General features: G+C 65.3%; 22 protein-coding genes. 10 read left to right on the forward strand and 12 right to left on the reverse strand.

Annotated elements, in window-relative coordinates:
- Positions 1-59 precede the first annotated feature (59 nt).
- Entirely contained in the window at positions 60-1067 is a 1008-nt protein-coding gene (locus ABZ789_RS06630) for an NAD(P)H-dependent glycerol-3-phosphate dehydrogenase (RefSeq protein ID WP_358420747.1), read from the reverse strand.
- Positions 1068-1194: 127 nt separating this feature from the next.
- Between ABZ789_RS06630 and ABZ789_RS06635 the strand changes: the two genes are divergently transcribed.
- The 4 genes from ABZ789_RS06635 (at position 1195) to ABZ789_RS06650 (ending at position 5004) form a co-directional block, all read left to right on the forward strand.
- Complete coding sequence (locus ABZ789_RS06635; RefSeq protein WP_358420750.1) at positions 1195-1644, forward strand: helix-turn-helix transcriptional regulator; 450 nt, start codon at positions 1195-1197, stop codon at positions 1642-1644.
- Positions 1645-1649: 5 nt separating this feature from the next.
- Complete coding sequence (locus tag ABZ789_RS06640) at positions 1650-2060, forward strand: VOC family protein (protein WP_358420753.1); 411 nt, start codon at positions 1650-1652, stop codon at positions 2058-2060.
- A gap of 98 nt (positions 2061-2158) precedes the next feature.
- The gene (locus tag ABZ789_RS06645; RefSeq protein WP_358420756.1) at positions 2159-2587 is read left to right on the forward strand and encodes a nitroreductase family deazaflavin-dependent oxidoreductase; all 429 of its coding nucleotides are present in this window, start codon (positions 2159-2161) and stop codon (positions 2585-2587) included.
- Between the two features lie 17 nt (positions 2588-2604).
- Positions 2605-5004 (forward strand): excinuclease ABC subunit UvrA, encoded by a 2400-nt coding sequence (locus ABZ789_RS06650; protein WP_358420758.1) that lies wholly within the window; start codon positions 2605-2607, stop codon positions 5002-5004.
- Here ABZ789_RS06650 and ABZ789_RS06655 read toward each other — a convergent pair.
- From ABZ789_RS06655 to ABZ789_RS06690, 8 genes are all read right to left on the reverse strand, one after another.
- Positions 4994-6244: a benzoate/H(+) symporter BenE family transporter gene (locus ABZ789_RS06655; RefSeq protein WP_358420761.1), complete on the reverse strand. Its 1251-nt coding sequence runs from the start codon at positions 6242-6244 to the stop codon at positions 4994-4996. The two genes, ABZ789_RS06650 and ABZ789_RS06655, sit on opposite strands and share 11 nt — an antisense overlap.
- A 6-nt stretch (positions 6245-6250) precedes the next feature.
- Positions 6251-8977: a LuxR C-terminal-related transcriptional regulator gene (locus tag ABZ789_RS06660; protein ID WP_358420764.1), complete on the reverse strand. Its 2727-nt coding sequence runs from the start codon at positions 8975-8977 to the stop codon at positions 6251-6253.
- Positions 8974-10317 (reverse strand): aromatic acid/H+ symport family MFS transporter, encoded by a 1344-nt coding sequence (locus tag ABZ789_RS06665; RefSeq protein WP_358420767.1) that lies wholly within the window; start codon positions 10315-10317, stop codon positions 8974-8976. The genes ABZ789_RS06660 and ABZ789_RS06665 overlap by 4 nt, the downstream gene beginning before the upstream one ends.
- 107 nt (positions 10318-10424) lie before the next feature.
- A complete protein-coding gene (locus tag ABZ789_RS06670; protein WP_358420769.1) occupies positions 10425-11222 on the reverse strand; it encodes a 1,6-dihydroxycyclohexa-2,4-diene-1-carboxylate dehydrogenase in 798 nt (265 codons plus the stop codon).
- Positions 11219-12838 (reverse strand): benzoate 1,2-dioxygenase electron transfer component BenC, encoded by a 1620-nt coding sequence (gene benC / locus ABZ789_RS06675; protein WP_358420772.1) that lies wholly within the window; start codon positions 12836-12838, stop codon positions 11219-11221. Before benC ends, ABZ789_RS06670 begins: the two co-directional genes overlap by 4 nt.
- Positions 12839-12871: 33 nt before the next feature.
- Positions 12872-13375: a benzoate 1,2-dioxygenase small subunit gene (benB, locus tag ABZ789_RS06680; protein WP_358420775.1), complete on the reverse strand. Its 504-nt coding sequence runs from the start codon at positions 13373-13375 to the stop codon at positions 12872-12874.
- A gap of 14 nt (positions 13376-13389) precedes the next feature.
- Positions 13390-14763 carry a benzoate 1,2-dioxygenase large subunit gene (gene benA / locus ABZ789_RS06685; RefSeq protein WP_358420778.1) on the reverse strand — a complete coding sequence of 458 codons (1374 nt, stop codon included), beginning with the start codon at positions 14761-14763 and terminating at the stop codon, positions 13390-13392.
- A gap of 390 nt (positions 14764-15153) precedes the next feature.
- Entirely contained in the window at positions 15154-15951 is a 798-nt protein-coding gene (locus ABZ789_RS06690) for an IclR family transcriptional regulator C-terminal domain-containing protein (protein WP_358420781.1), read from the reverse strand.
- A 188-nt stretch (positions 15952-16139) separates the two neighbouring features.
- Between ABZ789_RS06690 and catA the strand changes: the two genes are divergently transcribed.
- The 5 genes from catA to ABZ789_RS06715 all read left to right on the forward strand — a co-directional run bounded on the left by catA (position 16140) and on the right by ABZ789_RS06715 (position 20783).
- Entirely contained in the window at positions 16140-16991 is an 852-nt protein-coding gene (catA, locus tag ABZ789_RS06695) for a catechol 1,2-dioxygenase (RefSeq protein ID WP_358420784.1), read from the forward strand.
- Between the two features lie 115 nt (positions 16992-17106).
- A complete protein-coding gene (locus ABZ789_RS06700) occupies positions 17107-18234 on the forward strand; it encodes a muconate/chloromuconate family cycloisomerase (RefSeq protein WP_358420786.1) in 1128 nt (375 codons plus the stop codon).
- 38 nt (positions 18235-18272) lie between these two features.
- On the forward strand, positions 18273-18554 hold the full coding sequence (gene catC / locus ABZ789_RS06705) for a muconolactone Delta-isomerase (RefSeq protein WP_358420788.1): 282 nt from the start codon (positions 18273-18275) through the stop codon (positions 18552-18554).
- A 35-nt stretch (positions 18555-18589) separates the two neighbouring features.
- Positions 18590-19726, forward strand: a complete 1137-nt coding sequence (locus tag ABZ789_RS06710; protein WP_358420791.1) for a nucleotide pyrophosphatase/phosphodiesterase family protein — start codon at positions 18590-18592, stop codon at positions 19724-19726.
- 82 nt (positions 19727-19808) lie between these two features.
- Positions 19809-20783 (forward strand): alpha/beta hydrolase, encoded by a 975-nt coding sequence (locus ABZ789_RS06715; protein WP_358420794.1) that lies wholly within the window; start codon positions 19809-19811, stop codon positions 20781-20783.
- A gap of 4 nt (positions 20784-20787) precedes the next feature.
- Here the strand turns inward: ABZ789_RS06715 and ygiD are convergent, their stop codons facing one another.
- Together ygiD and ABZ789_RS06725 are read right to left on the reverse strand one after the other, a co-directional pair.
- Positions 20788-21630: a 4,5-DOPA dioxygenase extradiol gene (ygiD, locus tag ABZ789_RS06720; RefSeq protein WP_358421247.1), complete on the reverse strand. Its 843-nt coding sequence runs from the start codon at positions 21628-21630 to the stop codon at positions 20788-20790.
- Positions 21631-21650: 20 nt separating this feature from the next.
- The gene (locus ABZ789_RS06725) at positions 21651-22490 is read right to left on the reverse strand and encodes a lysophospholipase (protein WP_358420797.1); all 840 of its coding nucleotides are present in this window, start codon (positions 22488-22490) and stop codon (positions 21651-21653) included.
- Positions 22491-22822: 332 nt separating this feature from the next.
- Here ABZ789_RS06725 and ABZ789_RS06730 point away from each other — a divergent pair, with 332 nt between their 5' ends.
- Positions 22823-24502, forward strand: coding sequence for an ABC-F family ATP-binding cassette domain-containing protein (locus ABZ789_RS06730; RefSeq protein ID WP_358420800.1), 1680 nt, complete (start codon positions 22823-22825; stop codon positions 24500-24502).
- A gap of 71 nt (positions 24503-24573) precedes the next feature.
- Here the strand turns inward: ABZ789_RS06730 and ABZ789_RS06735 are convergent, their stop codons facing one another.
- The gene (locus ABZ789_RS06735) at positions 24574-25926 is read right to left on the reverse strand and encodes an MFS transporter (protein WP_358420803.1); all 1353 of its coding nucleotides are present in this window, start codon (positions 25924-25926) and stop codon (positions 24574-24576) included.
- Positions 25927-25948 lie beyond the last annotated feature (22 nt).

The following is a 25948-nucleotide window of genomic DNA, read 5'->3' on the forward strand; positions in this document are numbered from 1 at the left end:
GGCGTCGGCAGGGAACTATTCGTCTTTCTCGGATCTATCCGAGAAAGACGAATAGAAGGTCAGACGATGTCCCCCTCGTGGCCCGGCGCGACGCGCGTCAACCCTCGATAGGCGTCCTTGGGCGTGCTCTTGCCGGTCACCACCGACGCGACCTCTGCTGCGATGGGCATCTCCACCGCGTACTCGTGTGCCAGTTCGACGACCGTTGGTGCGGTCTTCACCCCTTCGGCGACCTGCCCCAGAGCCTCGACAGCCTCGTCGATAGTGAGTCCACGCGCAAGCGCCTCCCCGACCCTGCGGTTCCGCGACGAGGGACTCGTGCACGTGGCGATCAGATCACCCATTCCGGTGAGGCCTGCGAACGTGCGGGGATTCGCACCCATGGCCTCCCCAAGACGCGTCATCTCCGCCAGTCCGCGGGAGAGGACCATCGCTCGCGTGTTGTCGCCGACGCTGAGTCCTTCCGCCATTCCCGCCGCGATCGCCACGATGTTCTTGAGGATCCCGCCCAGTTCGCAGCCCAGGACATCGGTGTTGCGATAGACGCGGAAAAGCGACGTGGCGAACAGGGGTTGCAGTGCGGCGCCCACCGATTCGTCCTGCATGGCGACGACGGCCGCAGCCGCCATTCCGTCGGCGATCTCCCCGGCGATGTTCGGTCCCGCCAGCAATCCGACGGGGTGCCCCGGCATGCATTCGGCGATCACCTGGGTGGGCCGGAGGCGCGTGCCCGGTTCGAGACCCTTGACGAGCGAGACGACCGGCACCCAGGCGCGTACCTCGTCCGCGACCTGCTCGAGCGTCTTGCGCATCGCGTGCGAGGGGAGGCCGACCACCAGGACGTCGGCTTCTCGTGCGGCTTCCGCGAGATCCGAGGTTGCGTGCAGACTCTGCGGCAGAGGGCGTTCGCCGAGATAGCGGCGGTTGCGGTGCTCGGTGTCGATCTCGCGGGCGATGTCGTCGTTGCGCGCCCACAGCGTCGTGGGAGTGTTCCGTGCGGCCAGTGATGCGAGGGTGGTGCCCCACGATCCCGAGCCGAGAACAACGACGCGAACTCCACGAGCCATCGGTGACCTTCCGTTCGTACGTGAGCAGGTACCGACAGGTTGGCAGGTCGCCGCCGCTGACGGGTGATGATTCCCAGCGTTTCGTCGTGGGGGGTCACGCCGACCGGAAACGTGGCACGATCGGATCGTGCCCGGTCGAACCGTCGCCGATCAGCGCCTGCGCGAGCTTGCGCTGCTGCGTCGCGTGCGCGACCGCATCGACCGCGAGTATGCACAACCCCTCGATGTGGAGGCACTCGCTCGGGGGGTCAACATGTCGGCTGGGCACCTCAGCCGCCGGTTCCGCGCCGCGTACGGCGAGTCGCCCTATTCGTACCTCATGACCCGCCGCATCGAGCGGGCCATGGCGCTGCTGCGGCGCGGCGACCTCACCGTGACCGAGGTATGTTTCGAAGTGGGGTGCTCGTCGCTCGGCACCTTCAGTACCCGCTTCACCGAACTCGTCGGTGTGCCCCCGAGTGTCTACCGAAAGCAGACGGCCGAGGAGACCGCGGGGATCCCGTCGTGCATGGCGAAGAATGTCACCAGACCGATCAGGAATCGAGAAGCACGGACGAGCCCGCCGGTCCTACCGTGATCGGCATGGACCTCACAATTCACCTGACATTCCTTCCCCACACCGATCCCGAGGCATCCCTCGCCTTCTACCGGGACAAGCTCGGCTTCGAAGTTCTCAACGACGTAGGCTACGACGGCAAGCGCTGGATCACCGTCGGCCGCAAAGACTCTCCTGGACCCTCAGTCGTGTTGTACCCACCGGACGCCGACCCGGGTATCACCGACGCCGAGAGTGCGACGATCGCCGAAATGATGGCCAAGGGAACCTTCGCGTCGATCATTCTCGCGACGAAGGATCTCGACGCGACATTCGAGAAGCTACAGGCCGGAGACACCGAAATCGTCCAGGAACCGACCGACCAACCCTATGGTGTCCGTGACTGCGCACTCCGTGATCCTGCCGGAAACATGGTGCGTATCCAGGAGCTTCGCTGACCGATCGCTGAGGGCGACCACCCTGATGGCAGGAGGTAGTGATGGTATCGAAGGACGGCGAACGTAGACGCGACAGAGTCCCCGGAACGCCGGGTCGCGTGTCGCGATGGTTCCAGCGCAAGTCGAACGAGAGAATCAACCGCAAGATCCGGCGAGGGCGGGAGAAGGTCATGGGTATGCGCCTTCTCGTCCTTCACACAGTCGGACGGCGCAGTGGACGGCCTCACGCCACCCCTCTGATGTGGCTGGAGGATGGCGACGGACTTCTGGTCGTCGCATCCGGGGGCGGGAGCAGGAATCCCGACTGGCACGCCAACCTCTCCGCTCGTCCCGAACGGGTGGCAGTGGAACTTCCGGGCATGGAACCCGTGCCGGCCGCAGTCGCGTGTTTGACGGGTGCCGACCGGGAGCAGGCGTGGCAGCTCATCGCCGCCGAGCAACCCCGCGTCGCGAAATATCAGAGCAGATCCGAGCGTGAATACCCGGTGATCCGGCTTACCCTCCGAAACGCCACCACTGGCCAATAGACCCCGGGAGTACCTGCATGACCTCGAAGAAGGACACCGTATCGCCCGACGTGCACGTCGCGGACAGCCACGACGTGATCAGCGTGCACGGTGCGCGGGTGAACAACCTCCGCGACATCGCTGTGGAGATTCCGAAACGCCGGCTCACAGTCTTCACCGGTGTCTCGGGCTCGGGGAAGAGTTCGCTGGTCTTCAGCACCATCGCGGCCGAATCGCAGCGGCTCATCAACGAGACGTACAGCGCGTTCGTCCAAGGTTTCATGCCGACCCTCGCCCGACCTGACGTGGACGTACTCGACGGAATCACGGCGGCGATCATCGTCGGGCAGGAGCGGATGGGATCGAACCCCCGCTCCACCGTCGGCACTGCCACCGACGCCAATGCGATGCTGCGCATCCTGTTCAGCCGGGTCGCGCAGCCGCACATCGGCCCGCCCAACGCGTACTCGTTCAACGTGCCGTCGGTGCGGGCCAGTGGCGCGGTCACCGTCGACAAGGGTGAGGGGAGAACGCAGGCGGAGAAGGTCACCTTCAACCGGCTCGGCGGCATGTGCCCTCGGTGCGAAGGCAAGGGTTCGGTATCCGATTTCGACCTGACGGTGCTCTACGACGACAGTCTCTCACTCAACGAGGGCGCGCTGAAGATTCCCGGCTACAGCATGGACGGCTGGTACGGCCGGATCTATCGCGGGTGCGGCTTCTTCGATCCCGACAAGCCGATTGCGAAGTTCACCAAGCGGCAACTCCACGACCTGCTCTACAAGGAACCCACCAAGGTCAAGGTCGAGGGCATCAACGTCACCTTCGAAGGCTTGATCCCCAAGATCCAGAAGTCGTTCCTTTCGAAGGATCTCGACGCGATGCAACCGCACATCCGCGCATTCGTCGAGAAGGCGGTCGTCTTCTCGACATGCCCGGAGTGTGACGGCACGCGCCTCGCTCCGGAAGCCCGGTCGTCGAAGATCGACGGCAAGAGCATCGCGGATGTGTGCGCGATGCAGATCAGTGATCTTGCCGAATGGGTTCGCGGACTGGACTATCCGCAGGTGTCACCGCTGCTGACCGGCCTCCGGCATCTGCTCGACTCCTTCACCGAGATCGGTCTGGGGTATCTGTCGCTCGACCGCTCCACCGGAACGCTGTCCGGAGGAGAATCACAGCGCACCAAGATGATCCGCCATCTCGGGTCGTCACTGACCGACGTGACCTATGTGTTCGACGAACCGACGATCGGTCTGCATCCACACGACATCGCCCGCATGAACAACCTGCTGCTGCAATTGCGCGACAAGGGCAACACGGTGCTCGTCGTCGAGCACAAACCGGAATCCATCGAGATTGCCGATCACATTGTCGATCTCGGCCCGCGTGCGGGTACCGAAGGCGGGCAGGTGGTCTTCGAGGGCACGGTGGACGAACTGAGGAGTGCCGACACGCTCACCGGCAGGCACCTCGACGACCGGGCGTCGCTCAAATCTGCGGTGCGTACTCCTACCGGAGCGCTCGAGATCCGCGGTGCCGACACCCACAATCTGCAGAACGTCGATGTGGACATCCCGCTCGGTGTGCTCGTCGTGCTGACCGGCGTGGCCGGTTCGGGCAAGAGTTCGCTGATCGACGGATCGGTGGTCGGCCGCGACGGAGTGGTGTCGATCGACCAGAGTCCGATCAAGGGTTCGCGCCGCAGCAACCCCGCGACCTACACGGGCCTGCTCGAACCCATCCGAAAGGCGTTCGCGAAGGCGAACGGCGTCAAGGCGGCACTGTTCAGTTCCAATTCCGAGGGTGCCTGCCAGACTTGCAAGGGTGCCGGAGTGGTCTACACCGAACTCGGTGTGATGGCCACGGTCGAGTCGGTCTGCGAGGACTGCGAGGGCAAACGCTTCCAGGCTGCGGTCCTCGAGTACACCCTCGCCGAACGGAACATCGCGGACGTGCTCGGCATGTCCGTCGCGCAGGCCCAGGAGTTCTTCGCCGACGGTGAAGCGCGCACACCGGCCGCGTCGAAGATCCTGCAGCGACTGGCCGACGTCGGTCTCGGATATTTACGGCTCGGGCAGCCCCTGACCACTCTGTCCGGCGGCGAGCGGCAGCGTCTCAAGCTGGCCACGGCGATGGCCGAGAAGGGTGATGTCTACATCCTCGACGAACCCACCACCGGTCTGCATCTCGCCGATGTCGAGCAATTGCTCGGACTGCTCGACCGGCTCGTCGAGTCCGGAAAGTCGGTGATCGTCATCGAGCATCACCAGGCGGTGATGGCTCACGCCGACTGGATCATCGATCTCGGCCCCGGGGCCGGCCACGACGGTGGACGTGTCGTCTTCGAGGGCACCCCGGCCGAACTCGTGGACAAGCGATCGACCCTCACCGGCGAGCATCTTGCAGAATATGTCGGGGTTGGGGTCAGCGGCTGAAGTCCGGACGTTCCATCAGCCACGACACGGCGACCCCGGCGACGAGCCCCCAGAAGGCCGCGCCGATGTTCCACACGGTGATGCTCGAGGCGGTGACGACGAAGGCGACGAGCGCGCCCATCGTGTGCTTGTGCGCGAATCCGGCCACGAAGGCACCCTGCAATGCTTTGAGCATCGCCAGGCCACCGAGTGTCGCGACGAACGCGGCGGGCGCGGCGATCATCCACCGGACGAACAGGGGCGCGAACAGGCCGAAACCGATCGCCAGTGTGCCGCACGTGATCGCTGCGGTGTATTGACGGGCGCGATCACCGGAGGCGACGAGCAACGCGTTGGTCGGCCCGGTGAGGCAGGTCGACACCGCGCCCACACAGGCGGCGGGGAAGGACCACAGACCGCACGCTATCGCGGACACGTTGACCGGCGGGTTGTGGCCGGCCGATCGCAGGACCGCGATGCCCTGGCCGTTCTGCACCACGAGCACCGTGATGGCGAGCGGTACGACGAGTTCGAGAATCGCCGACCACGTGAACTGCGGCGCAGTGAAGACCGGAGCCGCGAACACCGCACTGTCGGACCCCGTGGGCGAGAATCGGCCGGACAGAGCCACCGCGGCCACGCCGGCGAGGAGCGCACCGAGGATCGGAGGCATCCACTTGCCCATGACTGCAACGGAACTGAGCAGAAGGAAGACGATCACCATCGGCGCTGCGATCGCTACGTCGGAGCCGAGTGCAACCACCAGGTCGATGCCGAACTTCAGGAACACTCCCGCAACCATCGCCATGACGATCGGCATCGGCAGCGCTTCCATGACGCGGCGTACCATCCCCGACGCTCCCAGCACCGTCACGAGGGCAGCGGTCACGAAGAATGCGCCGACCACTTCCGCCCAACTCAGATGCGTCAGTGAACCGCCGACGAGCACGGTGCCGGGGATCGTCCAGAAGAACCCGAGGGGCTGCCGGTAGGCGACACTCATCGCGATCGTGAGCAACCCGTTGAGCACGAACACACCGAAAATCCACGACGCCAGTTGCGGGGCGCTCAAGCCACCGGCCGCCCCGGCCGCGAGGATCACCGCAACCGGCCCGGTGCACGAGAATACGAGCCCGATCAGACCGTTCGCAGCGTATCGCGGGCCCAGGTCCCGAAGTATGTCGCGTGGTCCGGCGACCGGGCGCGCGGGGCGCTCGAGCAGGCCGACCTCGGCGGTGGGGCGATCGTCCACGGCGGTCATCAATCGTCAACCTCGATCCTGTTGTCGGAACTTGGCAGCGAGTTCGCTGCGCGAGCGGATACCGAATTTCGAGTACACGCGGGTCAGGTGGTACTGCACCGTCTTGACCGACAGAAACAGCTCGCCGGCGACCTCCTTGTTGGTGCGGCCCGACGCCACGAGGTTGGCGACGGCGCGTTCCTGTGGTGTGAGCGTCGAGAGATCCGCACGAGGAACCTCCGTCTCCTCCCCGGTGCGCAGCCCACCGGCCTTGAGTTCGCGGTCGCAACGTTCGACGTACGTGACAGCACCGAGAGACGAGTACAGTTCGCGCGCGGTACGGATCACGGCATCGGCGTCCCGTCGGCGTCCTGCACGTCGCAACGTCTGACCGTACGCGAAATTCACGCGTGCGCGGTCGTAAGGCAGTGGAAGCGTGTCGATCTCGGCGAGTGAGTTCTCGAAGACGTCTCGGGCGGCGTCGATGTCCCCGCGAGCACCGAGTATCCGCCCGCGCACGTAACCGAGACGTGCCTTCGCGGATCGGTGTCCGCGTTCGGCAGCGAGTTCTTCGTGTGGCAGCAGGAATTCGTCGGCTTCGTTCACCCGTCCGGTGATCACGAGAGCGTTGCCGTACAGATCCGGCCAAGGCCAGTGCCCGGGCTCGTCGATCGCCCCCCGATCGCGCATGGCGACGATCGGCTGCAGATAACGCAGAACGCTCGCGTAGTCGGACACGACCTCGGCGCACTGCGCGAGACACAGGCAGGCCGGTACGAGCATCAACGGGTAGTCGTTGTTCCCCGCGCGCGCCCGATGTGTGTGTTGCCTTGCCGCATCCCAATTTCCGCGCAGAGCATTGATCTGGGCCCCGGTCCAGTGGACGAGCGGTCCGAGCAGGTCGAGTTGCGTCGCGTCGAGTTGTGCCGCGGCGCGGTCCACAGTACGGAGAGCGTCGGACCATGCGCCCAATGCGAACTGTGTTCGTGCGAGCCACGCCTGCGCCCACAATGAGATACGCAGTGAACCGCCGCGGAAGGTGGTCGGTTCTGCGGCTTCGAGTTCGGTTCGCGCGAGGTCGGGCCGATCGAGCGTCAGGGCGAGCCATCCCTCGGCCATGCGGATACGCTGACTCTGCGCACCGAGGCGGATGGATTCGGACAGCGCGGAGTACGACTCCGTCGCGTCGTCCACCCGGCCGGTCATCGCCAGTCCGAGCCCGCGGATGGCCTGAGACTCGACAACGGGAGGAGCAGTATCGGGCAGGGCGTCGGAGGCACGATCGGCCCACAGTACGAGATCGTCGCCGCGCAGACGTGCCAGCGAATGCAGTACCAGACGCTGTGAGATCGTCGCCGCGAGTTCGGGCCGGGAACTCGGATCGTCGATCATCGACCACGCTTCGGTGAGCAGGTGATGGGCTTCGGCGGCTCGCCCCTTCTGAATCGCGAGATATCCCAGTACGGCGTTGCGCATCGGTCCGCTGGGCACGCTTTCGATCTCGGGAACGAACGTCTGGGCCTGGGGAAGGTCTGCGGCGCCGGTCAGCGCGTCGACCCCGCGGATCATTCTCAGCGTGCGCAGATCTCGGTCGAGACTGATGCGGCTCGCAGTGATCAATGCTTCGGCGGCCAGCGACCACGCACCGTCGGCGGCGCAGCGACGGGCGTAAGCGTCGAGACGCGTTGCGAGTTCCTCGTTTCCGGTCGGCGTGGCGGAGACGAGATGGAACAGCCTCGCGCCCTCGTCGTCGACGAGCGACGCGGCCCGGGCATGAAGGCTGTGCCAGCGTGCCGGGCCGATCTCGTCGGCAACTGCCGCACGGGTCATGGGATCAGGAAACGACAGCGACACCACCCCGCGTTGTTCCCGCATCGTGAGCAACCCGAGGTGGTGGGCTTCGTCGAGTGCTTGCGTGGTATCGGTGAGCTCGGCGAGTTCGGCTACCAGTGCGAGCGATTCGGTGGAGCTCTGCACGGCCGCGGTGCCCAGCACGGCGACGGCTTCGACGAGGGCACGCGTGTTCGGGGAGCAGCGGTCGAGGATGCGGCTCACGCGGCCTGAGTGTTGCCGGGGTGCCGGAAATCGTGCCTGCCACCGGTGCCATTCGTTGCGGGGGATCTCATCGAGGAGTTGCAGGATCGAGCGTGGGTTTCCGAGGGTGTGTTCCTGCAGGCGGCGTGCCGTCCACGCGGACAGGTCGACGCCGATGCGATGAAGGGCGAGTTGCGTGATGTCGGGCGGTGTCAGAGGTCCTACGTGGACGGTATCCGTGCGGTGGCAGTTCGAGAGAAGGTCGGCGGTCGCCTGGGCGACATCGTCGGGAAGCACATCGGGCAGGATCCAGATCATGAGGAGGGAGCGGCCGTTCGCTCGCCGGATCGACGAGGAGAGGGCCTGCAGCGACTCGATGTCCGCATAGTGTGCGTCATCGACAACGATCATGGTGGCGTCGCCGACGCGACCGAGAAAGCCGTGGGCCGCCTCCACCGGGTCGTCCGCGACGACGGACTCACCGAGAAGTTGCTCGAGCACGGACCACCGATGGTCGGCCTCCCAGTGTGCGCCGGACGCCTCGTGAACGATCAGATCACCGTGACGTTCGACGAAATGCGAAACGAGTGAGGACTTTCCGGTGCCGGAGGCCCCCTCGACGAGGACGAGCAAGGGGACCCCCGTGCGCGATTCGTCGAGGAGGCGTTCGAGTTGCGTCAACTCGGAGTTCCTGCCGATGAGCACTGCGGTGTCCGTCACACATCCACGGTAGTCGGCAGGGGCCGGTCGGAACTGCGGACCGGCGAGACGGTGTGGACCGGCCGGGGTACGAAGTAGGTGACCAGACCGCCGGCGAGTGCGATACCCGCGAAGATGTAGAAGTTCACGTTGTTCGCGAATCCTGCGCCGATGAGCAGGCCACCGATGACAGGGCCGACGATGCCGCCCAGGCGGCCGAATCCGGCACACCATGCGACACCCGCAGCGCGTGCGGGAGTGTCGTAGTAGTTGGACACGAATCCGTAGATGAGCACCTGGGTGCCGATCGTGCCGACACCGGCGATCGCAACCGCGGTGAGCAGCACCGGGAGCGGGAAGCCGAGCGTGAGCAGCACCAGCGCGACGGCCGCGAGGAAGAAGGTGGTGACGATGACGGATTGCGGTCCGCGGCCGTCGGCGATCTTCGAGGCGAGCAATCCTCCGAGGATGGCGCCCCCGTTGAGGACGAGCAGGAAGCCGAGTGATCCGTTGGCGTTGTAGCCGGCGTCTGCCATGATCTTCGGCAGCCAGGTGTTGAGGCCGTAGGTGAGCAGCAGTCCGGCGAAGCTCATCATGCCGAGCAGTCCCGTGCCGACCGCGTATCTGCGGGTGGCGAGGGCAGCGAAGCCGATCTTTTCGCTCGGGGCGACCGGGGCGGCGGCCGGCACCGGGAAGCCGAATTTCGCGCATACGGCCTGCGCCTCGTCGGAGCGTCCCCGCGACTGGAGCCAGGCCGGTGACTCGGGAAGCTTGAACAGGGCCAGCGGAAGCAGGATGACGAGAGGTAGCGCGCCGATCAGGAACAGCCCGCGCCAGCCGATGGCGTCGCGCAGCAGGATGGCGAGCAGCGAGGCCATGACACCGCCTGCGGGAACACCGCTGTAGACAATGGCATTGAAGAGATTGCGCTTGCCGGGAGGTGCGAACTCTGCGACCACGGCGCCGGCGGTGGCTACCAGACCGCCGACGCCGATACCGGTGAAGAAGCGGAGTACACCGAACATCGGGATGCTCGCGGCGAAGGCTGCTGCGCCCATGCCGACCGAGAACCAGACGATATTGATCAACATCATCCTTCGCCGTCCGACGCGGTCACCGAAGGCCCCGGTCAGCAGCGCACCGACCATGACACCGATGAGGGCGTACGAACCCAGGGCGCCGCCCTGCTGGGCGGAGATTTCGCCGAGTTGCGTCGGGTCGGCCATCAGTGTGGGGAGGACGGTGCCGTAGACGACGAGATCGTAGCCGTCGAAGATGATCGCGAGTGTGGCGAGCGAGACGATCCAGATGACGCTGCGCCGATGTTGCGGGTTGGCCCAGGTCTGCGTGGCATGGGTCATGAGGGCTCCGGTCTGTGAGGGGAGTCACTTCTGATTCCGGCTGAAAAAAATGGCCTCACCGGCGTATGAGTATGAAAAGCCTCCGGTGAGGCCCGACGACAGGGGCGTCAGCCCAGATCGCCGCCGGCCACGGGAAGGACTGTGCCGGTGATGTACGAGGCCTCCTCGGAGGCCAGGAAACAGATCGCGGCGGCCTGCTCCGCGAGCGTGCCGTACCGCTTGAGCAGGGACGAATCGACGGTCTGGTCCACGATCTGCTGGTACCAGGCCTTCTCCTGCTCCGACTGTGGGGACGGGCCGCGCGCGACCCGTCGTTCCGGTGCGACGGTGCCTCCCGGTGCCGTCGCCACTACGCGGACCCCGTAGGGCGCCAGCTCGAGCGCCAGCGACGCGGTGATCGCGTTGACGCCTCCCTTCGCTGCTGAGTACGGGACGCGGTTGATGCCGCGGGTTGCAACGGAGGAGACGTTCACGATCGTCCCGGCGCATCGTTCGATGAGGTGCGGAACGGCGGCGCGACACATCCACAGGGTGGGAAACAGCGAGCGCCGGATCTCCTTCTCGATCTCCTCGGGCGCGTAGTACTCGTAGGGTTTCGCCCAGATCGTCCCGCCCACGACGTTGACGAGTACGTCGATACGACCGGTGGCCTGAATCGCATACGAGACAGCACCTTCTGCGCCCTCGAAGGTCTCGAGATCCGCCGTCACCGAGTGTGCCTTGCTTCCGGATTCGCGCAATTGCCGGGCCACCTCGTGCACGAGTTCTGCGCGGTCGACGAGCACGACCTCACCGCCCTCGGCGGCGATCCGCGTCGCGACTTCGAGGCCGATGCCCTGCGCGGCGCCGGTGATCGTCAGGCAGCGCCCATCGAAACGGCCGGGGAAGATCTTCGTGTCGGTCATGAGGAAGTACCCGCTGTGGTGCCGCTTGCGATCGCCCGGCGCATGGTCTCCTTGGCATGCTGGGAGTGGACGACGATCAGATCGCGGGCAGCGGCCTTGTCGCCCCTCTCGAACGCCTCGACGATCTTCATGTGCTCGTCGACGATGTGCTCCTCGATCCACTGCGTGTCGCGCAGGACCTGCTTCATCAGCCGGGTCACCTCGAGCTTCTCGTAAGCCTCGAGCAGGACCGGGTTGGTGCAGCACCGGAAGAGAAACTCGTGGAAGGCTGCGTTGGTGTCGGTGAACGCAGCGGCGTCGGTGAAGCGATCGCCTTCGACCGAGGCGCCGGAGGCCTCGGCGAGAATCCGGAACTCGACGAGCTGCTCCGGGGTGAGCCGGCCGATCGTGAGTTCGACGACGCCGAGCTCGAGGGCCATGCGGGCGTCGAACTGCTCATCGGACTCGGCGACGGGCGGATGCTCTTCACCGATCTCGTAGTTACCGGGTTCGGGGTTCTCGAGCACCGCCGGACGACCGGTCTCCTCGGCAGCCTTCTCGGCCGCTGCTTTCTCCGCGTCCGTCGCCACCGAGGTGGTCGCCCCGCCCGGGGTCGCGGACGTGTTGAACTTCTCGAAGTAGAAGTTGGTCGGTGTGATGTCGTTGTCCGACAGGTGGTTACGCACTGATTCCACCATGGGTGGGGGGCCGCACAGGTAGATGTCCACGTCCCCGCCGTTGAGGTGCGACGGCTCGAACAGGCTGGTCACGTATCCCTTGTTGGGTGCGGCCGACGACTTGTCGGAAACGCAGTAGTCGAACGTGAAGTTCGGGAGCTTCTTCGCGTACTCCTCGAGTTTGTCGAGTTCGACGAGATCGTGATCGAAGGTGACACCGTAGATCAGATGCACTGGATGGTCGGCACCGTCGGACTCGATCGTCGACAGGATCGACAGCAGTGGCGCCAGTCCCGTGCCGCCGGCGAGCAGCAGCGACGGGCGCTTGCGCTCGCGGAGGAAGAAGCTGCCGAAGGGGCCGGTGAACTCGAGGGGGTCGCCGACCTTTGCGCGGTCACGCAGGTACTCCGACATCAGACCACCCTCGGTGATCTTCACCAGAAAGGCGAGCGAGTTCTCCTTCGGACCGGTGCTGAACGAGTACGAGCGGGTCGCAGGCTTGCCGGTGCCGTCGTCGCTGCCGGGCACGCCGATGTTGACGTACTGGCCGGGCAGGAAGACCAGATCGTCGCGATTGTCGATCTCGACGGTGAACCCGACGACGCTCTCGGAGTAGCGACGCAGGTCCGTGATGGTCGCGGTGTACGAGGCCGCCGCGGTCTTCGCGACGTCGGAGGTGCTCGCGATCCGAACCACCAGGTCCGACTCGGGCATCATCTGGCACGGCAGGCAGTAACCCTGCTCGGCCTCTTCGTCGGTGAGAGCGTCCTCGATGTAGTCGCCGCCGTCGTAGCTGCCCGATTCGCAGAAGGCCTTGCAGGTTCCGCAGGCACCGTCACGACAGTCGAGCGGGATGTTGATCCGGGCCTTGTACGAGGCGTCGGCGACTGTCTCGTTCGGGTTGACCTTGATGAAGCGGGTGACCCCGTCCTCGAAGCCCAATGCCACCTGATATGCCATGGCACATGCCTCCTTTCGTGATCGGGATCGGACTCAGACGACGTAGATGTCGACGATGTGGTGGATGTAGTCGTTCTTGAGGACGACCTTCTTCTTCCTGATCACCGGTTGCTCGCCCGAGACGTCCAGGGTGATGAAGGTGGTCCCGAAGTAGGTGTCGGTGGTGTTGTACCGGAAGTACAGTGAGAACCAGTTGTGGCGCAGGTCGATCTCGGTGCCGCGGCGCTCGAGGATCTCGACGTTGGTGATGTTGTGGCCCGTGCGAGGTTCGGGCAGCGACGTCGCCGACGAGCGGTCGGTGCGGATGCGGAACACGCGGTCCTCCAGGCCACCGCGGTTCGGATAGTAGATCAGCGAGATCTCGGTCTGCGGGTTCTCGGTGAGCTCACCGGCGTCGTCCCATGCCGGCATCCAGTATTCGGCGTCGGGGTGGTAGCACTCGAGCCACTTCTCGAACTCGCGGTCGTCGAGCAGCCGGGCCTCGCGGTAGAGAAACTGTTCGATGTCGGTCTGCGTGAATTCGCGTACAGCAGTCATGATCCGAAGTCCTCTCAGAGCGCGGCGGTGTCGGCGGCGGAGCACTCGGATGCGATGGCGTCACGCATCGCTTCGAGCCAGTAGCCGTGCTGGATCGGGTACAGACCTTCGTCCTCGGTCTTGACGCCGCTCGACAAGACCTTCGTCATGCCCAGATCCTTCGCGACCTCGTCCGGTCCGTTGAGGATGTGGGTCGCTCCGCGGCTCATGTCGTTCCAGGGCGCAGCCGTTGCGAGATAGGTCTTCTGGCAGGAGCGGAACTCCTCGAGATCGTCCGGGGTGGCCATGCCGGTCGCATTGAAGAAATCCTCGTACTGACGGATCCGGTTGGTGCGGGATTCCGGGCTCTCACCCTTCGGTGCGATGCAGTAGATCGTGACCTCGGTCTTGTCCACCGAGATCGGGCGGAAATGCCGGATCTGCGAAGAGAACTGGTCCATGATGTAGACGTTCGGGTACAGGCACAGGTTGCGCGATGCTCCGACCATGAATTCGGCCTTCTTCTCTCCGAACTCCTTCGCCAGCTCGTCCTTGCGCGGGTACAGCGGGCGATCCTCCGGGTTTCCCCACCACATCCACAACAGAAGGTGGCCGTGATCGAAGGAGTAGTAGCCACCGCCCTGCTTGCCCCACGTGCCGGCGTCCATCGCCTTGGTTTCGTTGGCCGACTCACCGGCCGTGCGACGTGCGGTGGTCGCGGCGTAGTTCCAGTGGGTGGCCGAGACGTGGTAGCCGTCGGCGCCGTTCTCCGCCTGCAACTTCCAGTTGCCGTCGTAAGTGTAGGTGGACGAACCACGCAGTACCTCTAGGCCCTCGGGGGACTGGTCGACGAGCATGTCGATCATCTTCGTGGTGTCACCGAGGTGCTCCTCGAGCGACTTGACGTCCGGGTTGAGGCTGCCGAACAGGAAACCGCGGTAACTTTCGAAACGGGCGACCTTGCGCAGGTCGTGGCTGCCGTCCGTGTTGAACTGCTCGGGGTAACCGGCGTCGCGAGGATCCTTGACCTTCAGCAGCTTTCCGTTGTTTCGGAAAGTCCAACCGTGGAACGGGCAGGTGAAAGTGGTGCGGTTGTCGGTCTTGCGACGGCACAGCATCGCACCGCGGTGACTGCATGCATTGATCAGGCAGTGCAGTTCACCTTCCTTGTCACGGCTGATGACGATCGGCTGCCGCCCGATGTAGGTGGTGAAGTAGTCACCGACGTTCGGGATCTGGCTCTCGTGTGCGAGGTACACCCAATTGCCCTCGAAGATGTATTTCATCTCGAGTTCGAAGATCTCTTCGTCCGTGAAGACGTCACGGCGGATCTGGTACCGCCCGGTGCTCGGGTTCTCGACAAGAGCGCCGTCCAGTCGAGCGCGGATGTGTTCCACGGTGTCGGTCATGAGATCCTCCAGGTATCGGGCTTCGTTCCGGTGCGGACGGGGCAGGATTCGAACCGTCCGGCGCGGGCAGAAGGCGCGGTGGATGGGTGCCATCCGGTCCTGTCCGGCCGCGGTGTCCGGCAATACATCCACCATGACATCCTGTGTCCGCAGTCACACCAGGCAAATGCCTAGGGATACCTAGGACCCCTGGGAAGGGGTCGGAAGCCTCTCGACGCAGAGCGCCGCCTGTGAAAACACAGGCGGCGGTGGTGCAAGGTCGGCGTAGGGCGATGTCGGATACTGCGTGCATGACGCGTGCGAGCGGGTGACGACGTCGTTGCCGTAACCCACTCGGTGTCTCGTCAGGACGGCGACGGGGCGTCCACGACTTTGCGTGGGTGAACACCCTCAGCGGTGGCGGTAGCCCAGTTCGCTGCTGAGCCGTTCCGCGCAGTCCACTATCCGCTTCGCGGTGAGGCCGCGGAAGGAGGCGAGAGTATGCCGGCCGGTCGATGTCGAACATGCGAGCACGCCGACCGCGTAACCCGAGGGGTCGAAAACGGGTGCGGCGATCGTGATGAGCCCTTCTTCGAGTTCTGCGGCGGTGACGGCGTAACCCCGGCTGCGCACCTGGGTCAGTTCGGCCCGCAGATCATCCGGGTTGTCGATGGTTGCGCTCGTGAGCCGCTCGAACCGCGTCTCGTCGAGCACTCGATCGACCAGCTCACGCGGTGACCAGGCGAGGAGCGCGCGGCCCATCGATGTGGCATAGGCGGGGACACGGGTACCGACCGAGACGTTGATGCTCATGATCCGGCGGACGGGAACACGCGCGGCGTAGACGACCTCCGTGCCGTCGAGCACACCGAGTGAGGCGGATTCGTTTGCATGCTCGGCGATCTCGACGAGTTTCGGCAGCGCCGAGTCCACGAGTGTATGCGACGCGGTGTAGTGCTGGCCGATACTGAGCACCCGCGGAGTGAGCGACCATCGCGTTCCGCGTGAGGTGACGTACCCGAGCTTCTGCAGCGTCAGGAGGATGCGGCGAACGGCGGGTCGGGACAGTTCGGTCTTGGCTGCGAGTTCGGCCAGGGTGGGGTTCGGGTCCTTGTTGTCGAACGCGTGCAATACCGCAAAACCGCGCTCGATGCTCTGAATGAAGTCCCGATCGTTACTAGGACCATTGCCTAGGTCGATGCCCGACATCTCGCCTCCTACCTGCTTACTCGTCGATGTTGCCTGATCCGGTGTTGACAACCTGTGTGACACCACGCACAGTATGTGGTGTACGCACTGCGATCGGCAAGTACGCATAGCGTACAGACTGGTGATTACCGCAGTGCCCGCGTCGCACCGGCCCACCTTCCGACAGTTCCGCCCTTCAGAGGAGAGCCATGACCACCATGGAGAACCCCACCGCCCACGGGTCCGGCAACGCTGCGACCGACAAGTTCAAGACCGAGCGGGTCTCGTCCGACACCTCGGTCGAGCGCGCATCCGCGATCTACAAGGACCTCCTGGAAGCTCTCGCCGGCATCGTCGAGAAGCATCAGGTCACCTACGACGAGTACCGCGTCCTCAAGCAGTGGCTCATCGACGTGGGTGAATACGGCGAGTGGCCGCTCTGGCTCGACGTCTTCCTCGAGCACGAGATCGAGAAGGTGCATTACAGCCGCAAGGGCTTCGCCGGCACCAAGGGCTCCATCGAAGGCCCCTACTACGTCCCGGACAGCCCCAAGCTGCCCTCGAAGTGCACTATGCCGATGCGGGAGAAGGACAAGGTCGCCCCGCCGCTGATCTTCAAGGGCCAGGTAACCGACCTCGACGGCAACGGACTTCCCGGCGCCACCGTCGAGCTGTGGCACGCGGACGAAGAGGGCTACTACTCGCAGTTCGCCCCCGGCATCCCCGAGTGGAACCTGCGCGGCACCGTCGAAGTGGACGAGGGCGGCAACTTCGAGATCACCACGCTCAAGCCGGCCCCGTACCAGATCCCGTCCGACGGCCCGACCGGCTGGTTCATCGAGTCCTACGGCGGACACCCCTGGCGACCCGCTCACCTGCACCTGATGGTGAAGGCGCCGGGCAAGCGGGCCGTCACCACCCAGCTGTACTTCAAGGGCGGCGATTGGGTCGAGGACGACGTCGCCACGGCGGTCAAGCCCGAGCTCATCCTCGATCCGCAGCCGAACGCCGACGGCATCCACGAAGTCACCTACGACTTCGTGCTCGATCCGGAAGCGTGATCCCGCATCGCGGATGCGGCGTGAATGCCGGTGTTCCCCTGGGGCACCGGCATTCACGCTGAATGTGCCGGCGGCGTCCCCACGCCGCACCCCGAACCGATTGTGAGTTGTTCCGATGTCCGATCCCGATCTGAAGATCGCATCCGTCACCACGACGATCATCGATGTGCCGTTGATCCGGCCGCACAAGTTCGCCACCACTACCTCGGAAGTGCAACCGATCCTGCTCGTTGCGGTGACCACCGAAGGTGGGGTCACCGGCTACGGTGAAGGCGTCGTGCCGGGAGGGCCGTGGTGGGGAGGCGAGTCGGTCGAGACGATGCAGCAGATCGTCGACCGCTACATCGGTCCGTACATCATCGGGCGCGGAGTCGACGAGATCAGCGGCGTCATGGTCGATATCGAACGCATTGTCGCCAACGCGCGATTCGCGAAGGCTGCCGTGGACGTCGCCATGCACGACGCGTGGGGTCGCGCACTGGGCGTGCCGGTCGCGTCGTTGCTCGGCGGTGCCTTCCGCACGGGTGTCGACGTGCGCTGGGCGCTCGGCGCGGCACCGCTCGAGGAGATCGTGGAAGAGGTCACCCACAAACGCGAACAGCGCCTGAACTTCTCCTTCAAACTCAAGATGGGTGCGCTCGACCCGGTGGTCGACACCGATCGTGTCGTCAAGATCGTGGAAGCGTTCGACGGCAAGGTCGGCTTCAGCATCGACGTCAATGCCCGCTGGGACCGCTTCACCGCCCTGCGCCACGTCCCGCAACTCGTCGACGGCGGTATCGAACTCATCGAACAGCCCACGCCCGCAGAGCAACTCGACGTACTTGCCGAGATCAATCGCCGGGTCGCGGCGCCTGTCATGGCCGACGAATCCGTCCAGACCCCGCACGACGCGTACGAAGTGGCCAAGCTGGGGGCCGCCGACGTGATCGCACTGAAGACCACCAAGTGTGGTGGGCTGCAGCGCAGCAAGCAGGTGGTCGCCGTTGCGCGCGCGGCCGGACTGCGCTGCCACGGCGCGACTTCGATCGAGGGCCCGATCGGCACGGCCGCCTCCGTTCACTTCGCCTGCGCCGAGCCAGGGATCGACTACGGCACCGAATTGTTCGGTCCCCAGCTGTTCGCCGTCGAGCTACTGCAGAAGCCGCTCGACTACTCCGAAGGCCAGGTGCATCTGCCCGAGGGGCCGGGACTCGGGGTCGAACTCGACATGGACGTCGTGAAGAAGTACGCGCGTTCCTGATCCGCGCGTGCAGGCAGAACAGAAGAAGGAGAAACGTCATGGCACTGTTCCACGTTCGGATGGATGTCGACATTCCGCGCGATCTCGACCCGGTGGTGCGGGCCGAGACCGTGGCCGAGGAGAAGGCGTACAGCCAGGATCTGCAGCGTCAGGGCAAGTGGCGTGAGATCTGGCGCATCGTCGGCCAGTACAGCAACATCTCGATCTTCGACGTCGAGTCGGCGGACGAGCTGCACGAGATCCTGTGGAACCTGCCGTTGTTCCCATACATGAACATCGAGGTCACGGCGCTGACCAAGCACGGGTCCGACATCAAGTAACAACCCTGCGCCGCGCGGTGGCCCATACTCTGGATATGAGCCTGCCGTTGCGCGACGTCTACGCTGAGCCGACCCTCGCCGACCTGATGCCGTCGGTGCTCTCGTCCGCCGGGGTTGCCGGTGAGGAGAATCGACTCGGTCTCGCCCCCTCCGATCACACCGTCGTACTGCTCGTCGACGGCATGGGATGGGAACTGCTGCAGCGCAACGCGAAAGCAGCGCCATTTCTGACCCAGGCCCAGGGGAATGCGATGCGGGCCGGTTTTCCCACTACTACTGCGGTCAGCCTCGCGTCCCTCGGGACTGGACTTCCCTCCGGTCTCCACGGCATCACCGGCTATCAGTCGTACGTCGACGAGATCGATGCTCCGGTCAACTGGCTCCGATGGACGGTCGCCGGCACTGCGATCGACCAGCGTGAAGATCTCGTCCCGGAAACCGTTCAACCCCACCCGACGGTGTTCGAACGTGGCCGCAAGGATGGTCTGACCGTCACCACCGTCGTGCCCAAGGCATTCGACGGAAGCGGGCTCACACGCGCAGTACTGCGCGGCGGCAACTTCGTCGGAGTCTCCGCCTACGGCGATCTGCTTGCGCAGGTGGTCGCTGCAGTACACGCCGGCGACCGCAGTCTCGTCTACTGCTATATCGGCGAGGTCGACACGCTCGGGCACGTCTACGGCCCGGAATCCGCGGCGTGGCTCGCGCAACTCACGGTCGTCGACCGTTTCGTCGAACAACTCGCCGCGGCGCTCCCGGAGGGCACCCGGCTGCTCGTCACCGCCGATCACGGCATGATCGACGCTTCACGCGGACGCCGCGTCGATTTCGACCGACTCCCCGGGCTCGCAGAGGACGTGACCGTCATCGCCGGCGAACCGCGGTGCCGCCACATCTACACCGAGCATGTCGACCGGGTCCTCGAGCGGTGGCGCAACGAACTCGGCGACGACGCGTGGGTCGGCAGTCGTGACGAGGTGATCGCGGCGGGACTCTTCGGTCCGGACCCCGAACCGGCTCTGCGTGTGCGTATCGGCGACATCGTGGTGGTGGGGGACGGCGAGGCGTCGGTGATCCGGAGCGACGGCGAACAGGTGATGTCGAAGCTGCCGGGGCAGCACGGCGCCCTCACCGATGAGGAGCTGCTCGTCCCGCTGTTGCGGATCGGGTGAACGGATCGGCAGTCGAGGTACTCGGTGTCGGACTCGCGCTGTTGCGAGCGCACCGGTCAGATGATGCACATAGTGTGTTCACATGCGAACAAATGCGGTGATCTGGCACGACCGCAGCAGCAAGATCGCGTTGATCATCCTCTGGGTGGCCCGGATCCTGTTCAAACCGCTGCTGAGCCTGTGGCCGAGCAACGACTTCGGAATCGCCCTGCTCGGCCGGCTGTCCTGGCTGGTCGACAAGCTCACCCGCCCCCCGCGCGCCGTGCATGTCACGCAGACCGAACTCGGTGGGGTACCGGGCGAAAGGATCATCTCGCCCAAACCTGTGGACGACCCGCTCGAGGCCGCGACGATCCTGTACTTCCACGGGGGCGGCTTCATCTTCTGCGGCCCGTCCACCCACCGTCAGTTGTGTGTGCAGCTCGCGCTGGACTCCGGGGCGCCGGTGTACTCGATGGATTACCGCCAGGTGCCTGCGGTGCCGATCGCAGGTTCGGTGCAGGACGCGATGAACGCCTACGTCGCGTTGCTCGAGGTGGCCGAGGACCCCACCCGCATCGTCGTCGGGGGCGATTCCGCCGGTGGCTATCTTGCGGCGAAGGTCGCCGAGATCGCTGCGCGTCGGGGCATCCAGCGACCGGCAGCGGTGATCGGTTACTCGCCGTTGCTCAACCTCGACCTCGAAACGCACGACCCGGCATACATGGCGAAGGACGCATACTTGCCGATCAAGGCGCTCGGAAAGATCCGTCCCCGCTGGTTCGCCGGTGAGGAAGCGATCGAGGGAGAGATGAATCCCGTCGACGCGGATCCGTCCCTGTTCCCTCCGATGTTCATGTGCGCCGCCGAATACGAGCTGACCCGGCCGGACGTGGAGATCATGACCGAACGACTCGCATCGGCCGGACGGTCGGTGGAGACGCATCTGTGGCGCGGGCAGATCCACGCGTGGCCGGTCCTCGCACGAGCGATTCCCGAGGCGATGGAGTTGATCGGATCGAGCACCCGGTTCGCGCGACGCGTCGTGACGGCCGTCGACGACGACAAGAGCGCCTGAGTCCTCACAGATTGGTGTCGGACGGTTCCGGAGTGGCGGGCAGCCCGGCGCCGTGTCCGTCGCCATCGGAGGACGGACACTTCTCTCCGGCGACATAGGACGTCATCGACAACGAGCCGTATTCGACACCGTTTACGAGTGTCGTCGGCTGTTCTCCGGCTTCGGCGAGGAGTCCGGCGACGTACAGCAGCGGCAGGAAATGGTCCGGGGTGGGCACGGCCTTGCGGTAATCGGCGTGCTCCTGCAGCGCCGCCGCATCTTCGGGACGGTCCTGCAGGACGGTGAGGATGTCCTCGTCGAATCGATGAGCCCAGTCGAAACCCGCACCCGGTCGTTGCGGATCCATCGCACCGAGATTGTGGACTGCATTGCCGCTTGCGACGATCAGCACTCCGCGATCGCGCAGCCCGGCGAGGCGCGCGCCGAGGTCTACGTGATAGTCGAGCGGCTTGTACGCGTTGAGACTGAGTTGCACCACCGGCACATCCGCATCCGGGAAGGCGTGGGTGAGCACAGACCACGTGCCGTGGTCGATTCCCCACGAATCGACATCGGCGCCTATCCACGTCGGGTGGACGAGGTCGGCGATCTCCTCGGCCAGTTCCGGAGCACCGGGAGCCGGATATTCGACGTCGAACAGCTCCTGCGGGAACCCGAAGAAGTCGTGGATGGTGCGCGGAGATCGCATGGCGGTCACCGCAGTGGCGTTGATGTACCAGTGTGCTGAGACGGCCAGGATCGCGCGGGGAGTGGGCACGGAGCGTCCGAAGGCTGCCCACGCCCGCGTGTACCGGTTCGATTCGACCGCGTTGAGCGGACTGCCGTGGCCGAGGAACGCGAGCGGCATGCGTGCCGGCACGAGATCTCCTATCGGTTGGGGAGCCGAGCCTTCAGCCAGTCCGTGAGGTCGTCGAGCACGCGGTCCTTCTCCGGCTCGTTGAACACCTCGTGGAACAACCCGTCGTACAGCTTCAGCGTCAGGTCCTTCGAACCGGCACGGTCGGCGATGAGCCGGGCCCCCGCCGGATCGGCGAGCGTGTCCTCGGTCCCGTGCATGACGAGCAGCGGCAAGGTCAGATCCGGCAGGCGCTGTTCGAGGCTCTGCTCGTTGAGTACCAGCACACGTGCGAGTCCGGCGGGCACGAGACCGTGGTGCACGAGCGGATCGGCGTCGTACGCCGCGACCACCGCAGGATCGCGTGATACCGCCTTGCTGTCGAGCTTCTGCACCGGCACACCGGGGAGGAAACGCCCGAGCAGCTTCCCTATCTCGACCACGGGTTTCGGCGTTCCCGACGTGACGATCACGGCCGGTCCGGACAACACGAGTGCGGCGAGTCCGTCCTGATGGTCGAGCGCGTAGGCGAGAGCGATCGCACCACCCATCGAATGCCCGAGCATGAACACCGGGAGCCCGGGATGCTCATGGGTCGCCAGACCGATCAGGGTGTCGAGGTCGTCGGTGAACTCGCGCATCTCGCGTGCGTGCACGCGCTTGCCGCCCGACCGCCCGTGACCACGGTGGTCGGGCGAGTACACGACCAGCCCGAGCTCGGTGAGTCGTTCGGCGACATGGTCGTAGCGACGCGCGTGTTCGCCCAGTCCGTGGCTGAGGATCAATACACCTGTGGGGGACTCGGGTGACCATACGTCGTACACGATCGGGATCGCCCCGCCCCCGCTGAACGACGATTCGGTGTGCTGCATCGGCATCTCCTGCGGCCCGGTCGACTGCTGCTCCTCGCATCCTCGCACGAGTGCCGACCGAAGGCCCGAGTCCTGTCGGAGGAGCAGGATCGTCTCGGCGCGGAGATTCGACGAGAAGAAATTCGATTGACGGTGGCCGAACGCTCGGTACCCTGGGAATCGTGATTCAGGCGCTCAACTTCTACTGACGACACCCGCACCGCGACCTCGTGACGTGACCGAGGGCGCGGCGCGCGGCGTACAGCATCCGGCCGACTGTCGGCCGTTCGTCAGCGAGCGCATCGTCCCACCCGTATTTCGGGACGAGTGTGCCTCCGATCGGAGGAATCCATATGGCCATCGGCATCACCCTGCCCCGGCGCTCCGGAGCGCAGCTCGGCGCCGTCGACGTGCATCTCGCACGAGGCGGCCACCCGGTGCTGCGCGGAGTCGACCTCGCGGTCACGCCGGGTTCCCGAATCGGCGTCGTGGGAGAGAACGGTCGCGGAAAGTCCACACTGCTGCACGTGCTCGCCGGCCGTCTCGAACCGGACTCGGGGACCGTGCGCCGCTTCGGATCGCTCGGCATCGCCGAACAGGAGATGACCGTGGCCGAGGGGCGCACCGTCGGCGATCTCATCGACATCGAACTCGTTCACGTTCGTGCTGCCCTGCGCGCGCTCGACGAGAGCATCGAAGCACTCGCCGACGACCGACCGGGTGCGGCCGATGCGTACGCCGACGCGCTCGAGATCGCCGAACAACTCGACGCCTGGGACGCGGACCGCCGCGTCGACACTGCTCTCGAGGCGCTCGGAGCGGTCACCGACCGTTCTCGGTTGCTGGAGAAGATGTCCGTCGGGCATCGCTACCGTGTGCGGTTGGCCGCACTGCTCGGGGCCGAGCACGATTTCCTGCTGCTCGACGAGCCGACGAACCATCTCGATGCGTCGGGACTCGACTATCTCACCGAACGTCTGAAGCAGACGCGCAGTGGCGTGGTCCTCGTCAGCCACGACCGTGCACTTCTGACCGACGTCGCCACGTCGATCCTCGACCTCAATCCCAGCCGTGACGGGCGTCCGCGCCTGTACGGGGGTGGATACGCCGGATTCCGGACGGGACGTGAAGCCGAATATGCGCGCTGGGTCAGTGAATACGCCCGCGATCAGGCAGAACGTGCCCGACTGGAGTCGGATCTCGAGACCGCGCAGGATCGGCTCGTCGCGGGGTGGCGTCCGGACAAGGGCACCGGTAAGCACCAACGTGCCACTCGCGCGCCGGCACTCGTGCAATCGGTACACCGTCGTCAGGAAGCGTTGGACGAACGTGCCGTGGCCGTACCCCTACCGCCACTGCAGTTCTCGATGCCTGCGCTGGGGGCGGATGCCGACGGGCTCGATCCGGACACTCCGCTCGTGCGCGTCGAGGACGCCGAGGTGCGTGGCCGGCTCGACCGTCCGGTCACGATGTCCGTCCTCGCCGGTTCGCGACTTGTGATCACCGGACCCAACGGCGCCGGTAAGTCGACGCTGCTCGCGGTGCTGGCCGGTGAGGTCGAGCCGACGACGGGCAGCCGTGAGAGCGACCCCGTGGTCCGGATCGGGCGTCTCGCGCAGGAGTCGCCGGCACCGTCGGCTGCCCGAGTGCGAGAGGCCTACGACGCCCACGTGGGCGCACTGGTCGTCGCCGGTCACATCCCCGACCAGGGGGCGGTCGACCTCGACGAACTCGGGCTGTTCACGGAACGCGATCTCGGCAAGCGTGTGCGCGACCTGTCGATGGGACAACAGCGACGCCTCGACCTGGCGATGGTGCTGGCTGCGCGACCACACGTGCTGCTGCTCGACGAGCCGACCAACCACCTGTCGATCACGCTGGTGGACGAACTGACCGATGCCCTGGGAGCAACCGACGCGGCGGTCGCCGTGGCCACCCACGACCGTCAGATGCGCCGCGACATCGCCGACTGGCCGCATCTGGCATTGGGTCTCGAGCCACAGGAATGCGCGAACGAAGGATCGGGAGAATGACCGTCCGGGTCCGGGTCCGGGCCTTGGCGCCTCTGCGGCACCGCGACTACCGCCTGCTGATCGGAACCGGGTTAGATTCTCTCCGTGGTGGCTGCTGATGCCGGAGCCGTGCCGGCATCAGCAGCCACCGGCCGTGCCGGCCGCAATGCGACCAGGGCCACGGCCGCCAGGACGACGACTCCTGCAACGGCGAAGTACAGTTGCTCCGGGGTCCATCCGGCATCGAGGAGCATCCCGGCCGCAGTTGGTGCAAGGATCGCTCCCGCTCGGCCGATCCCGATGGCAGAACCCACGCCGGTCGCCCGCACCTGAGGTCCGTACAGGGACGGGGCCAGGGTGTACAGGCCGGCAATGCAGCCGTTGATGAGACCGCCGATGACGATGCCGAGCGCGAACGCCAGCGTGAGTGTCGAGATCGATATGATGAACACGGTCATCATCACGGCAGACGCCACGGTGAAGGTGATCAGGACCGACCGGGTGGTCCAGCGACTTGCCAGCACCCCGAAGAGCACGGATCCGACGGTACCGCCGAGGGTGAGCATCATTCCTGCCGTGGCACTTTGATCCTTCGTGAGACCGGCAGTCTCCAGCAGGGAGGGTGTCCAAGAATTGACGAAGTAGAAGCCGAACATGGTGGCGAAGAAGGCTGCCCAGAGCAAGACGGTCGGGCGGGTGTTGGCTCCCGAGAACAGATCCGAGATGCGGCCTGCCCGAGTTGCAGACTTGTCCGTGGAAGCGACGAGAGCCGGCACGGGGCTCTGGCCGATGCGTCGCGCGATTGCATTGACCCGGTCGAGATCGCCTGCGCGTCCTCGACCGGCAAGGAAGTCGAGAGATTCGGGCAGGAGAACGGTAAGGATCGCAAGGGTCAGGCCGGTGAGCACTGCGCCTGTGACGAAGACTGAACGCCAACCATATTCGCTCTGCAGACTCACGGCGGCGATGCCTCCGATCGTCGCGCCCACACCGTATCCGGCGGTATAGATGCTGATCGCCAGTCCACGCCAGCGAGCCGAGGAATATTCGCTTGCGATCACCGTGGTACAGGCGAGGACACCGCCGATGCCCAGCCCGGTGAGGACCCGCCAGATACCGAGTTCCCAAACGGATCCGGCGCTCGCGGACAGGCCCATGCCTGCGGTGGCGAGCGTGACGGACATGAGGATCAGCGGTCGGCGGCCGATCCGGTCGGCCATGGGGGCGAGAGCGAGAGCTCCGACGGCCATACCGATCAGTCCTGCACTGAGCAGTACTCCGAGTTCGGATCCGCCGAGACCGAAGTCGCTACCGATGCTCTTGGCGGTGAATGCCAGGGCCATGACGTCGAAGCCGTCGAGGATGTTCAGTACGACGCACAGGGCGACGATCATCCATTGATAAGGATGCATCGGCGAGGCATCGATGCGGGCGCGAAGGTCCATCGGGATTCCTTGTGGTGTGAAA

Source organism: Rhodococcus sp. NPDC047139 (genome assembly GCF_040643435.1).
In the GTDB taxonomy this organism is placed as follows: Bacteria; Actinomycetota; Actinomycetes; order Mycobacteriales; family Mycobacteriaceae; genus Rhodococcus.